Here is a 12,841-nt window from a genome sequence, read left to right on the forward strand (position 1 = left end):
TCGACTCCCGCCCCTTATTCCGTCATGTCCCTGCGCGGCACGGCTCGAACTGCCACACAGAGATTCAACGTCTGCACCGGTATGGGCAGGGGGAAGTATGACCGCCACGCGATGTCGAAGTACTTGTCGAATTCCACCAGGATCTCTTCAAGGCTGCTGACATGTTCGTTCCGGATGATCGGCGTGTAATCCATCCGAAACTGTTTCCGGAACAGCCGCTCTGCTGAGATCTTGCGCGCCAGTCCGTAGGCGAGGCCACCTTCGCACGGCATGACCACGTCCAGATACCCTCCGGGCCGCAGCAGGCGGTGCATCTCGGCCAGAGCCAGCGGCAGATTCCGTAGATGCTCGAGTACGTGGATCACAACGATGCGGTCGAAGAAACCGTCAGTCCACACCTGGCGTGCTTCGATGGAGCCACAGACGACACGATCGGCCGGGAAGGCCTTCGCGAGCTCGTCGCAGAACTCCTGACGATACTCGAGGCAGTAGTAGTCCTGACGCTGCAGATCTTCGAACTTGCTATGGGCGCCCAGCCCCGCGCCGACCTCGAGTGTGCGGGTGCCTTCGCGCACTGGCAGCGTTGCAACGGCACCGTGGTTGAACTTCTCGATCAGGCCATATTTCGCAGGAAGCTCCTCGTGCCAGAGCTTCATGAACCCCTCGCGCGCCGCCTCCTGCGCGGCGTTCAGGACGGGAGGATGCTTGGGCCACGTCGGCAGGCTGGAATCCTTGGGCATCTGTTCGTTCTGCAGTATGCGATGCCAATCTCTGGCACGAAAGCGGAGAGCGCCGCCTCCACGTGCGTGCCGCGTAGTGTATGTCGCCATGGCCACGAAGGCCAACGCGCGTCGCGCGACGTCAGGGCGTCGCGCAGTCCTGCGGTGAGCTGACCTGCAGGTCGTGAATGCCCAGCAGGAGTGTGCGGCGGTCGCCATTCGACAGGGTCGGGACGTTCGACTCATCCAGTGCCTCGAACCAGACTCGAGAGGTGCCCGCGGGTACATGCACAGGCAGGGCGAATGCGCCGTTCCCCAGTGTCGTTTCGTAGGACGCCCCGCCGGCGGTGATGCGAAGGCGGCGAACCGGCTTGCCCGACACCGAGGGGCCGAGCATGGCAACCCCGGTGAGTACCACCGATGCCGGCTCGCGCGCCGACACATCGACGACAGCCGCGTCGCGGCCAAGCCAGAAGAATGGCTGTCCGTTCAGGGCCTCCATGCCGTTGGGGTTCTCCACCGCGACAACCTTCGATGGATTTGCGCGCAGGCCGACGGAGAGGTCCGCTACGCCGAGAATGAGTTCACGTTGGTCCGCAGTCGCCGACGGCACGTTGGCCGCATCCATGGGAAGAAAACTGACAGTCGAGGTACCTGCTCGCACCGGCACCTGCAGCTGCAACTCGGGAGGCGTGACGATGACGATCCGCGGTGTCTCCCCAGCGTAAGTCACCTCGAGGCGCCGTGTCGGGCCACTGACACGGGGCCCGGGAAAGATCCTGGCGGACCAGACGAGACAGCCAGCCTGGGGCGTCACCACGGTGAACGTCGTGGCGCCCCCGCCCATCCAGAAGGTCTGTCGTCCACCCCCTTGTTCGAACCCATTGGGCGTCGAGCTCCGGGTGACCACCGCCCAGCCTTGCGGGTCTGTCGCCCACAGCCGGTATCGTCTGCTCTGCCAGGCCAGCGTCCACCCGCCGCCTTCGACGACCGGCCCGGGATCCCAGGCATCCGTGAGCAGGTACTGAACGGCAGACCAGGGCAGCGCATCCGACTCCACGGAGCGTCGCACGTGGTCCAGGTCGAAATACCCTCGCGTCGTGCCGAGGCGCATCTTGACGTCGCGAAGGAAGTACGTCGCCCAGTGCTCGGCCTCGGCGTCCTCGACGAACACGCCGATCGGCTTGTCCCCCACCAACGAGGCCACGTGTTCCGCGACCCGGAAGTCGCGCATGGTCGTCAGCTGTCCTTCCCTGACGAGGGGAAGCATCGAGCGGCCACCGGCAATCACCGGAATGGCGAGCAACACGAGCGCGCACGCACTGGCCAGCAGCCGCCGTCGATGCAGCGCGAACGAAGGGACCGCCTCGGTCGATGCAAGCAGCACCACCCACCAGCCCGACAGGATCATCTTGAAGGCCCCATACGGGTAAGCCTGCACGAACAAGAAGATCAACCCGCCCCCCAAGGGAATCACCGCAGCGGCGAGGAGGCCGTACTCACGACGACGGGCCCAGCGCACGAGTCCGGCAAGGAGCAGGGACGTCAGCAGGATGGCGACGAACGTGCGCGGCCAGAACAAGCGCAGGTACTGATGCTCGCCACCCAGCCCCCACAGGCCATTCAGGACGTGACGTGGGATGAGCAGCGCCAGGAAGCCGCCGGCACCCGGACGGACTCCCGACGACAGGCCAGCTGACGCCTGGCTGACGAAGAACCGCATCATCGTCGGGATGTTCGGTCCGAGCAGCACGAGCGTGGTGGCAGCCCCGAGCAACGCGCGGCTGACCGTGCCCGGGGCCCGCACCTGCCATACCTGCCAGGCGGCCGACAACGCCCACGCCGAGCCCATGACCATGCCGAATTCCGGATAGGCGTAGATCATCGCCGCCAGCCACGCGCCGAGGCCGATCCAGACGGCCGATGATGCAAGCGGCGAGACCCAGACCAAGGCCGTCATCGCCGGCCATGCGCTGAGTGCCACGAGGTTGTCGTAATTGGTCAGGTCAACGGCGTTCAACACCCAGCCCGACCCCACCGTACAAAGGACGAACAGGATGCGGTGCTCGTGGGCCAGCGCACGGACCTCCGCAACCAGGAGGCAGGCCGAGGCGAAGCTGAACAGCACTACGGCCAACAGGAGGCCGGCGGCGCGTTGCGTATCCCCCGGGCTCGTCAGGCACGACAGCAAGCCGAGCAGGCTGCTTCCCACATGCCGCGTGTTCGCAAGATGAAACGCGAACTCGTACACGGGCCCTAGGTCGCCCCCGGTGCCGCGCGGAAACGTCCAGAGATATTGGCCGTAGGAGGCATAAGACCAGCCGTCGGGAAACCGGCTCCCGGGATAGTCGTCGAGTCCGAAGACGAAGTAGGGAAGCAGGGTGACCGCCGGGACTGCCAGGCACGCCACCAGGGCCCAGCAGGGCCGTCCGGTGAGGAGGCTGCGGTTGCGGCGCAGTTCGCCCAGCCCTCGGAGGGAGAGGACCACCGTCACGGCCCAGAGGGGCGCCACGACCACGCTGACACGCACGGCCATCGTGGCGCTCATCCCGAGCACGAGAGACCAGAAAGCCAGCGTCGCGGGCGGAGCTGCGAACAGTCGCTGACGCCAGGAGAGGCCTGGCCAGCTGGCCAGCAGACCGACGCCGGCTGTTGTCATCACGCCCGCGGTCAGCAGGTACACCAGTAGCGAAGGAAGGAACTGCCCGTCACTCATCTTCTCTCGACCTCAGTGGACCGCTGGACCCGGTCCAACACCACCATGGGGTCGATCGCAGAGAGCTGAATTCCTTCGCTGCGCAAGGAACCTGCCCTGGTTCAGGTTCGGGACGGCAATCCCGATGACGCTCACGCCAGTGGCTGCGCCGGCACCGCTGCCTTCTCGAGCCGCGCGACGTCGGCCTCGACCATCATCTTCACCAGGGCCGGAAAGTCGACGTCCGGCGTCCACCCGAGTTGCGTTCGCGCCTTGGTGGGGTCCCCGATCAACAGGTCCACTTCGGCCGGCCGCAGGAACCGCGCGTCCACCTTGACGTAACGCTCCCAGTCCAGGCCGACGTGCCCGAACGCGATCTCGACCAGTTCGCGGACCGGATGCGTCTCGCCCGTGGCGACCACGTAGTCGTCGGGCGTGGCCTGCTGCAGCATCAGCCACATCGCCTTGATGTAGTCGCCAGCGAAACCCCAGTCGCGCCGTGCGTCGAGGTTGCCAAGCGGCAGGCTGTCAGCCAGACCGAGCTTGATGCGGGCCACACCGTCGGTCACCTTGCGGGTGACAAACTCGAGGCCGCGCCGCGGCGATTCGTGGTTGAAGAGGATCCCCGAGCAGGCAAACATCCCGTAACTCTCACGATAGTTCACCGTGATGTAGTGCCCGAAGACCTTCGAGACGCCATACGGCGAACGCGGATGGAACGGCGTGTCCTCGCTCTGCGGCACCGCGCGCACCTTGCCGTACATTTCGCTCGAGCTCGCCTGGTACATCCGCGTGTCGGGCTTGACGTGCCGGATCGCCTCCAGCACGCGGGTCACGCCCTGGCTGTTGAACTCGCCGGTCAGCAACGGCGTGTCCCATGAGGCCGGCACGAACGACATGGCGGCGAGGTTGTAGAACTCGTCGGGCCTCACCTCGTCCATCAACCGGACCAGCGACAATTGGTCGAGCAGGTCGGCGGACCGGAGTTCGACCCGGTCGAGCAGGTGTTCGATGCGCCACAGGTTGGGGGCCGAGGAGCGGCGGACAACGCCGACGACGCGGTAGCCCTTGTCGAGGAGGAACTCGGCCAGGTAGGACCCGTCCTGCCCGGTGATACCCGTGATGATTGCGGTCTGTGACATGTGAGGTCGAGAACCGGTGCCACGTGCTGACTGGCCGCCGGGCATGGAATACCGAGCGTCAGGAGGGCCGCTCAAACCGACCTAGTGTACCCCAAGGTGCCCGGGTCCCAGTGCTCGACAGCCGCAGCCGGAGAGAGGTGCGCTAGGCTGACGCGGATGACCGGTCCGGCCGCGCCCGCTGTCGACGTCCAGGGACTCGACCGCGCGTTCGACATCTTCCCAAGCGACCAGGCTCGTGCGCGTCACGCACTGTGGTCGGCGGCCGCACGCCTGCCCGGGCTGGGAACGCGGGCACGGCAACGGCGCGACGCGATCGGCACCAGGACCTGGGCGCTCCGGGATGTGTCGTTCGCGGTGGGTCGGGGCGAGTCGGTCGGGTTCATCGGCGCCAACGGATCCGGCAAGTCCACGCTCCTGCATGTGCTGTGCGGAACGCTGGCGCCGTCGGGCGGGCTGGTCCGGACGTCTGGGCGCATCGGCGCGCTCCTCGAACTCGGCACCGGCTTTGCGGCCGACCTGACCGGACGCGAGAACGTGCGGCTCAGCGGGCTGCTGCATGGTCTCGACGAGGCCACGGTCGCCTCTCGCGAGGACGCCATCGCCGCGTTTGCCGACATCGGCGCCTATCTCGATCAACCGGTCCGCACCTACTCGAGCGGCATGTACGTGCGCCTGGCCTTCGCGGTGATGGCTCACGTCGATGCCGACGTGATGATCGTCGACGAGGCGCTGGCAGTGGGTGACATCCGTTTCGTGCAGAAATGCCTGGCACACCTCGAGCGCTTCCGGGCCGCCGGCGGCACCCTCCTGTTCGTCAGCCACGATCTTCCGGCCGTGCAGCGCCTCTGCCAGCGGGTCATCTGGCTCGATCGGGGTCGGCTTCGCATGGATGGCCCCCCGCGTGATGTCACCGAGGCGTACTTCGATTCGATGATCGGTGCTCCGTCGCCGGGAAGCGGGAGTCGGGAGTCGGGAGTCGGGAGTCGGGAAGCGGGAGTCGGGAGTCGGCCAGAAGACCTCACGGCGGGCCCTGAAACGCCGCAGGCTGCCGCCCGCGCGGCATCAGCGGGCGACGACGGCGCAGAGCATGGGGGCACTTTGGGCAAGGCGCGCATCGCCGACGTTCGCCTTGTGGACGACACCGGCAGCCTCGTCGCGTCCGTGCGTGGCGGCGAGCGCCTGACGCTGTTTGTCGAAGCGGCCGGAGTCGGCTGGCTTCGGCAGCCTGTCGTCGGCTTCTACGTGAAGGACCGGCTCGGCCAGCAGCTGTTCGGCGAGAACACGCTGGCAGCGGTCACCGCGGCACCGAGGCACGCCGACACCCTCGTGGCGCGCTTCCGCTTCGTGATGCCGCGACTCTTCCCGGGCGAATACCTCGTCGCGGTGGCAATCGCCGACGGCACGCAGGCGGACCACGTGCACCACGAGTGGCGTCACGAGGCCTGGCACTTCACGTCCGCGTGGCCAGGCGGGGCGACGGGCATGGTGGGCATCGACGTCGACGCGTCGTGGGTCATCGCATACGACACGACGGACCGCTAACGGTTGGCGCCAGCCAGGCGCCGCGCGACAGCACGGAGAGCACCACGCAACCGCGGCGTGCGGCGCGCGATCCCATCCAGCCGCGCCAGCGCCCTGATGGCAAGGGCCTGCTGCAATCGACGGAACTCCGCGGCCTCGCCGGCCAGGACAGCGGCCGACGCCGGCGTCGGAGCCACCACCCTGTACTCGTCGAGGTCGGCGAGCACCCGCGCTTCGCCACCGCGGGCGGCGATCTCCGGGACCTGGGCGGCCAGCGCCGCGGCGAACTCGCGCTGCACCGCCACGTCGCGCAGCAGCACCACGGCCGTCTCGTGCGCCTGCCGCAGTTCCGCCATCCGCTCGCCCAGCTGCCGGCAGAGCATGTCGCGATCCGCAGCCAGGTCGGCCAGGCGCGCAGCCATCTGCTCGCGCCCCTCTTCACGCAGGTTCTCGAGCGCGTGCAACGCGTCGCGCGCCACCTCCACCTCACGCTCCAGGCGTTCGCGTTGGGCACGCAGGCCACGCTCGCGTGCATCGAAGTGCTCGCCCAGCTCACGTGCCTGTGATTCGAGTCGTGCGCCAGCCTCGAGCCGCAGCGCCTCGAGTTGCGTGCGCAGGTCACGTTGCTGCGTCTCGAGTTGGGCGCCCAGCTCACGCTCCCGCGTTTCGAGTCGTGTGCTCAGATCGCGCTCGCGTGCGTCGAACTGCGCGCCCAGCTCGTGTGCCTGTGATTCGAGTCGTGCACCAGACTCGAGCCGCAGCGCCTCGAGTTGCTCCCTCGACGCGCGTTCCTGGCCGGCGAGGCGCACGTCGTGCTCCAGCGCCTGCGCCTGCAACTGCGCGCCCAGCTCGCGCCCCTGGGCTTCGAATCGTGTGCCGAGATCGCGGACCTGCGTCTCGAGATGCACCACGTACTCGCCGACGCGACGCAACTCGCTGGTCGCGGCGTCGAGGCGTGCGGTGCCGTCGGCCTCGGTGCGGATGGCGTGGTCCTCGAGGGCGCGGTATGTGCTCTCGACATTCCGCAGGCGGCTGACGACCGCCTGAAGGAGCCCGCCACCGGGCGGCGATCCCGCTCCGGGCACGGCGACGACGAAGAACTGGTAGACGCGCGAGAGCGGATCGGCAGCGATCATCTCGATGACACTTGCCGGGACGTCCTCGGACGACATCGGCAATTCCGTTTCCGTGACCATCTTCTCGATCGTCAGCACGTCGAGCGCGTGCAGGCCCGCCCCCGTCAGGAGCAGGTCCAGCTGCGACCGATCGAAGAAATGCAGGTGCGTCCGATCGAGCAGCCCGGTGTCGGTACGCGGGAAGCGCCCGTGCAGGAGCGAGAGGCGCACGGCGGCGTGCGCGACGTTGGGCAGGGAAATCAGCAGTCGTCCACCCGGCGCGAGCCACGACCGTACGCGGGCCAGCAGCGCCGCCGGGTCGACGAGATGCTCGAGGACGTCGAGCAGCAGGATCACGTCGAACTCGCGGCGCGGCAGGTCGTCCTCGTCGAGCGCGTCGAGATCGGCCCGCACGAACGGGATGCCGTGTGCCGCGAGCGCCTGCACGCCGGCGGCATCGCGTTCCACCGCGGTCACGGCGCACCCGCGCGACTGGAGGACGCGGGCGACAGAACCGTCGGCGGCGCCCAGATCCAGCACCCGGCTGCCCGGCGGCACTGCGAGCACGGCGAAGGTGTGAGCGTTGTTCAGATCGGCGAGATCGACCTCGCGGCTATACCGGATGACGGACATCGGCGCCCTCCATCGTCGTGTCCACGAGCCAGGCAGCCCAGTCCGTGGAGGTCGGCACACCCGCCATCGCGCGATCGATGGCCGCACGATGTGCGCGCCAGGTATCGACGTCGCGCAATCGCGCGACGACCGCCGCCGCAAAGGCGACCGCATCGTCGTGCACCGCAATGACTTCACCCTGCAGGCCCTCGAGACCCTCGGCGCCAACGGTAGTCGCGACCACCGGCACGCCGTACTGCAAGGCCTCGACGGTCTTGAGCTTGACGCCTGCGCCGAACCGCAGTGGCGCGATTGCCACCCGCACGCGGCGGTAGAAGTCCGCCAAATCCGGGACGAAGCCCTCCGCATGCAGGTGCATGCCCTCGAACCGATCCAGCGGCGCGGGCAACGAACCGGTCACGCGCACACGCGCCCACGGCACCTCGGCGACGACCAGCGGCAACACCTCCGTGACGAACCACTCGAGCGCGTCGCCATTGGGGGAACTCGCGCCGGCCAGCCAGCCGGCGACGAAGGCGATGTCGGCGCGTCCGGCCAGCGAGGCCTCGGTCGGCGCGGCACGACACAGCCATGGTGTCATCACCCGCACGCGCCGTGCGCCATGGGCTTCGAAGAACGCGGCTTCGTCGCGGGACACGCAGACGATCTCGTCGGCGCAGCCGGCAATCGCGATCTCCGCCTCGAGCCACGCCGCCGCCTGCGTCCTCAGCAAGGACGCCGTGGCGTCGTCGTCAGCGAGGCCAGCCTGCCGCAGCAGTCGGCGGTGATAGAGGGCCTCGGCGTCGTACACCAGCCGCGGCCGCCGCTCCGGCGGGAGTCGTTCGAAGAGGGTGCATGCGCGGCGTGCGTTGTTGGGGCGCGACACGATGACGACGTCGCTGGCGCCGACCTCGCGCTCGAAAGCCTCGTCACCACCGTCCACCACGGCGATCCCGGCGCCAGCCAGGGACGGCACGAACCTGGCCTCGAGTTCGGTTGGCAGGACGCGCACGCGCGCGCCACAGTCAGCCAGCCCGTGCAGCATGTCGGCCATCCGATCGAAACCGGAGCCGATCCCATGGCTCGGCACCCGATCGTCGACCACGAGCACGCGAGGCCCCGTCCCCTCGAGGCGCGCCACCGCAGCCGCCTCGGCCAACGGCACATGGGCAGCCTCGGTCGGCGCCGCCACGCGCGACTCCAGCAATGCCCCGCGCTGCAAGACCAGTCGCTGGTGATGGCGGGCAAACAGGAACTGCTTGAAGTGTGACGAGGAGCTTGCCGACTCGGCGTGGATCACCTCGCTGCGCGGGTCCACCCAGACCTCCAGGCCGACGAGATCCAGCGCCAGGCAGAAGTCGACGTCCTCGTAGTACGCGGGATGGTACTGCTCGTCGAAGCCGCCGACGGCATCCCAGGCCTCGCGGCGCACCAGCAGCGCACACGCCGAACAGTAGTCGACGCGACGACGCCAGCGCCACGCGAGCGAGGCCCGCGACGTGCCGCGGCCAAACGGGCGAGTGGTGCCGTCCCGCCAGATGATCGAACCGACTTCCTGGACGAGCCCGTCACCGCCGATCACCCGCGGCCCGACCGCCCCGGCCCGTGGGCGCTCCGCCATGGTCTGGAGCAATGGCTCGAGCCATCCCGGCGAGACGAGGACGTCGTCATTCAGGAAGGCGATGAATGGTGCGACGCTGCTTCGCACGCCGAGATGACAGCCACCGGCAAAACCGCGATTGGTCGGACTGTCCACGATTCGCACCCCACTGGCGGCGTGCGCCACGTCGCGGACCGCGGTGTCGGCGCCGTTGAGGACAACGATGACGTCGGGCGGGGTGGGGCTGTCGGCGTGGGCGTGCCGGAGGGCGCCGAGACAGGCCGCAAGATGCGCGGCCTGCGAGACCGTCGGAATGATCACGCTCACCTCCGGGGCGCAATCCTGCGGACGGTCTGAGTTCATGCTTGCGCATGCTACCATCCGCGGCGCGCACGCGAGGGGGCGTCGCCCGTGATGCCGCGCCGCTTCCTGTGTCTCGTCATCGTGATCATCGGCAGCCAGGCCTGGCCGCTCTCCCTCCTGTGGCCGGCGTTGCCCGGCAGTGAAGCTGGCCGTTCACCAAGCAGTGATGTCCTGATGCAGGCGCTGCCGCTGCCCGACGCCGCGCAGCGCATCGACGCACTCGATCACGCGCTGCCCCTGTCACCAGGCGTCGTCGTCGGCCACGCGCCAGGCGATCAACTCGCCAGCGCCTATTTCGTGCTGTCCATGCGGCTCTGGCCTCGTCGCGTGAGTTACGTCGCCTGCGAGCCCTCGCCGCACCTGGAACAGTTCCGGTCGCCACACCCCATGCCCGGGCTCACCTGGCGCATCGACCTGTTTCCGGCAGTCGCCACGCCGTTGCGCGCCAGCGCCTCGCCCCCACCCCAGGACGTCGCGGCACTCTGCGCCGCGACGCCGCCGCCGTGACCGGACGGGTACTCGCCGCGATTGCCGTGAGCTGGGCGGCCGGGGGTGGCGTGGTGGCGCTCGCCTGGCCCCGCTCTCACTCGCTGCCGTGGGTCGCATGGCTGGCGCTGGCCGGCCTGGTTGGTCCGTTCACCGTCGGCGCCGCGCTGTTAATCGCAGGGAACGCCGGTGTGACGGCGCATCTCTCGGTGCCGTGTATCGCCGGACTCGCCCTCGGCGGCTTCGCCTGGGGCTCGAGGCGACGGTGGAAACAGTTACCGGTGGCCGCGCGGACACCGGCGCTGGTGATGGTGACGCTCGTCCTGGCGATCGGCTGGAGCGCCTGGATCGCCGGACGCACGCACCTCGGGTGGGACGGCACGGTCGTGTGGTACCAGAAGGCGCGCATCCTCGCGGCGGGTTCGGGGACCATGCCGACGACGACCCTCGCCGACCCGACACGCTCATGGACCGCGCCCGACTACCCGCTGCACGTGCCGCTGGCGATGGCATGGGTGCGGTTGTGGCAGCCGGTCGAGGACGAGCGGGCGATGAAGGCGCTGCCCGCCGCATGGTGCGCGGCGATCCTGCTGCTGGTGGCGGCCGCGGTCCTCGAGCGGTCCGGATCGGCCTCGTGGACGGTGGCCGCCGTGATGGTGATCGCGTCCGCGCCCCGCCTCCTGATCGGCGAGGGCAGTTTCACGAGCGGCTACGGTGACGGTCCCGTCGCCGGGTTGCTGGCGGCCCTGATATGGCTGCTGTGGCGCAGCGACCACGCCGCGGCACGCGCGTGGTGGCCGCTGCTCGCGATCGTCGCCGCGGCGCTTGCGGCGACCAAGCAGGAGGGATCGGTGGCCGTCCTGGGTGCGGCCGTCGTGTGTGCGCGGTATGGGCGTGAGTGGCGCCGGATCTGTTTTGCCGGCCCCGCGCTGGCACTTGCCCTCGGTTGGCAGGCATGGACCATCGGCGCAGGCGCGTCGAGTGGGATGGCCTACGAGTGGCACGGCGTCGCCACGTCGGTGGCACGGCTCCGGCCGATCGTGACCGCTTACTTGTCCGAGTTTGCCAATATCCGCACCTGGGGAGTTTTATGGCCGAGCTTGACTCTCCTGGCGGTCCTCCAGCGACGTACCCTGCCTGGTCCAGAAACGGGGATCGTGCTCACCGTCTCGGCTGTAAGTGCTTTGGCCTTTGTAGGTTCCGACTGGCCAGACGTGAGCATGCACCTAAATGTCACTGTCCCGCGTCTAACTGGTGCGATTGTACCTTCGATAGTAGTCGCCTGTTTCGGCGCCGGTAGTTCGCAAAAACAGAACTAAAGTCGCCAATAACACTGACTATCGGCCTTGGATCGCGAACCGCTCCGCGATCTGGCGCTCTCGCGGGGCATCGTTTCCCTTGGTTTGTGGCGCGACCACTGCGATTCCGGGCAGACGTCGGCTCTTTCCGTTGAGGTGGCACCGTGGTTGCAATGACTAGGATGGCGCCCCCCCGGGCCATAAAGTCCATGACCAAACATTTTGCGTTTCTTGTTGCAGCCGCCCTTACGGTCAGCCTTCCCGGCACCGCAAGCGCAGGCAGCGTCGCCTTGTTCCCCGACCTTGCTTTCAGGCAGGTGGCCGCAGGCTCCTCCAACGGTGCCGGAGGTGCAGGCTTCTGGGACAACAGGTCCTACGACAGCTGGACGCAGGGCAACGGCATCGCCAGTCCGTGTACGGCGGGCGCAATCATTTTCGGCGGCGGGTGCGACTGGAGGGGCTTCTCGGCGCCGGTCGGGGGCAACCCGTACCAGCAACTGACCAACCCGATCCAGGCCAACGCCGGGAACATGCGGTATCTGGGCACGAGCGACGGCAGCATCCCGGACAACTTCTACTTCACTTCAGTTGGGCCCTGGGCGCTGGACTTCTCGGTGCTGTTCCAGTTGTCGGCGTGGGACAACACCGTGGAATTCGGCTGGTACGAGGCCGGTAACCCCAACAACCGCACGAGCCTGTTGCCCAAGGCCGGGCGGCCATCGGGCCCCTACAGTGCCAACGACGGCAGCATCATGGCGGACGGCACGGTTTCAGCCCTCATCCCGCCCGATTTCGGCTTGTATTACCGGAACACGCGGTACGGCGATACCCCGGGCAAGGAAATCCTGTTCTTCACCGAGTCCCGGTTCAATCGCGTCGGCGGCTACTTCTCCTACTTCACCGACCCGACATCTGGCCTCGACCTCCTGAGCTTTCTGCGGGAAAACCTCGACGACGAACTCGAATTCGCCGATTTCTTCAACGCCATCAGGCGGCAGCAATTCGCATTGTTCGCCGACGGGAGCGGCCGCTACTGGCTCGGGCTGGAGGATCAGCTGGGCAGCATCACGAATGCCTTCTGCTCGAACCGCGGACTGCAGCCCTGCTCCGACTACGACTACAACGACCTGATCCTGAGCTTCAAGGCGCCTGACGACCCAACCGACGTGCCGGAACCGGCGACGCTGACGCTCCTGGGCGCCGGTCTCCTCGCCGCGTCCTGGGCGCGGCGCCGGGCCCGCTAGCCAGGACAAGGAACGGCGGCCTGCGGCTCCCCCGCGCTGGCCGCCT

Annotated in this window: 9 protein-coding genes; 4 read left to right on the forward strand and 5 right to left on the reverse strand. The window is 68.1% G+C overall.

Features of this window, described 5'->3' with window-relative positions; all coding sequences use genetic code 11:
* Nucleotides 1-14: 14 nt before the first annotated feature.
* The 3 genes from LuPra_RS32265 to gmd all read right to left on the reverse strand — a co-directional run bounded on the left by LuPra_RS32265 (nt 15) and on the right by gmd (nt 4,556).
* Nucleotides 15-740 (reverse strand): class I SAM-dependent methyltransferase, encoded by a 726-nt coding sequence (locus LuPra_RS32265; RefSeq protein WP_157899625.1) that lies wholly within the window; start codon nt 738-740, stop codon nt 15-17.
* Nucleotides 741-861: 121 nt separating this feature from the next.
* A complete protein-coding gene (locus tag LuPra_RS32270; RefSeq protein WP_157899626.1) occupies nt 862-3,435 on the reverse strand; it encodes a hypothetical protein in 2,574 nt (857 codons plus the stop codon).
* Nucleotides 3,436-3,566: 131 nt separating this feature from the next.
* On the reverse strand, nt 3,567-4,556 hold the full coding sequence (gene gmd, locus LuPra_RS24820; RefSeq protein ID WP_110173250.1) for a GDP-mannose 4,6-dehydratase: 990 nt from the start codon (nt 4,554-4,556) through the stop codon (nt 3,567-3,569).
* A gap of 156 nt (nt 4,557-4,712) precedes the next feature.
* Between gmd and LuPra_RS24825 the strand changes: the two genes are divergently transcribed.
* Entirely contained in the window at nt 4,713-6,098 is a 1,386-nt protein-coding gene (locus LuPra_RS24825) for an ABC transporter ATP-binding protein (RefSeq protein WP_110173251.1), read from the forward strand.
* Here LuPra_RS24825 and LuPra_RS24830 read toward each other — a convergent pair.
* Complete coding sequence (locus tag LuPra_RS24830) at nt 6,095-7,825, reverse strand: class I SAM-dependent methyltransferase (RefSeq protein WP_157899627.1); 1,731 nt, start codon at nt 7,823-7,825, stop codon at nt 6,095-6,097. The two genes, LuPra_RS24825 and LuPra_RS24830, sit on opposite strands and share 4 nt — an antisense overlap.
* A complete protein-coding gene (locus LuPra_RS24835) occupies nt 7,806-9,767 on the reverse strand; it encodes a glycosyltransferase (RefSeq protein ID WP_162472821.1) in 1,962 nt (653 codons plus the stop codon). Before LuPra_RS24835 ends, LuPra_RS24830 begins: the two co-directional genes overlap by 20 nt.
* Before the next feature lie 48 nt (nt 9,768-9,815).
* On the opposite strand from LuPra_RS24835, the gene LuPra_RS24840 reads away from it, so the two are divergent.
* The 3 genes from LuPra_RS24840 (at nt 9,816) to LuPra_RS24850 (ending at nt 12,795) form a co-directional block, all read left to right on the forward strand.
* Nucleotides 9,816-10,274: a hypothetical protein gene (locus tag LuPra_RS24840; RefSeq protein WP_157899628.1), complete on the forward strand. Its 459-nt coding sequence runs from the start codon at nt 9,816-9,818 to the stop codon at nt 10,272-10,274.
* Nucleotides 10,271-11,572 (forward strand): hypothetical protein, encoded by a 1,302-nt coding sequence (locus tag LuPra_RS24845; protein ID WP_110173255.1) that lies wholly within the window; start codon nt 10,271-10,273, stop codon nt 11,570-11,572. The genes LuPra_RS24840 and LuPra_RS24845 overlap by 4 nt, the downstream gene beginning before the upstream one ends.
* Before the next feature lie 188 nt (nt 11,573-11,760).
* Nucleotides 11,761-12,795, forward strand: coding sequence for a PEP-CTERM sorting domain-containing protein (locus LuPra_RS24850; protein WP_157899629.1), 1,035 nt, complete (start codon nt 11,761-11,763; stop codon nt 12,793-12,795).
* Nucleotides 12,796-12,841 lie beyond the last annotated feature (46 nt).

Origin of the sequence: Luteitalea pratensis, from assembly GCF_001618865.1 — a bacterium.
GTDB classification, from domain to species: Bacteria; Acidobacteriota; Vicinamibacteria; order Vicinamibacterales; family Vicinamibacteraceae; genus Luteitalea; species Luteitalea pratensis.

Bases quoted from the DNA above. Each gene is read 5' to 3' on its own strand.
- LuPra_RS24835 (WP_162472821.1), bottom strand. From the start codon at position 9,767: ATGAACTCAGACCGTCCGCAGGATTGCGCCCCGGAGGTGAGCGTGATC.
- LuPra_RS24850 (WP_157899629.1), top strand. From the start codon at position 11,761: ATGACCAAACATTTTGCGTTTCTTGTTGCAGCCGCCCTTACGGTCAGC.
- LuPra_RS32270 (WP_157899626.1), bottom strand. From the start codon at position 3,435: ATGAGTGACGGGCAGTTCCTTCCTTCGCTACTGGTGTACCTGCTGACC.
- LuPra_RS24830 (WP_157899627.1), bottom strand. From the start codon at position 7,825: ATGTCCGTCATCCGGTATAGCCGCGAGGTCGATCTCGCCGATCTGAAC.
- gmd (WP_110173250.1), bottom strand. From the start codon at position 4,556: ATGTCACAGACCGCAATCATCACGGGTATCACCGGGCAGGACGGGTCC.
- LuPra_RS24825 (WP_110173251.1), top strand. From the start codon at position 4,713: ATGACCGGTCCGGCCGCGCCCGCTGTCGACGTCCAGGGACTCGACCGC.
- LuPra_RS32265 (WP_157899625.1), bottom strand. From the start codon at position 740: ATGCCCAAGGATTCCAGCCTGCCGACGTGGCCCAAGCATCCTCCCGTC.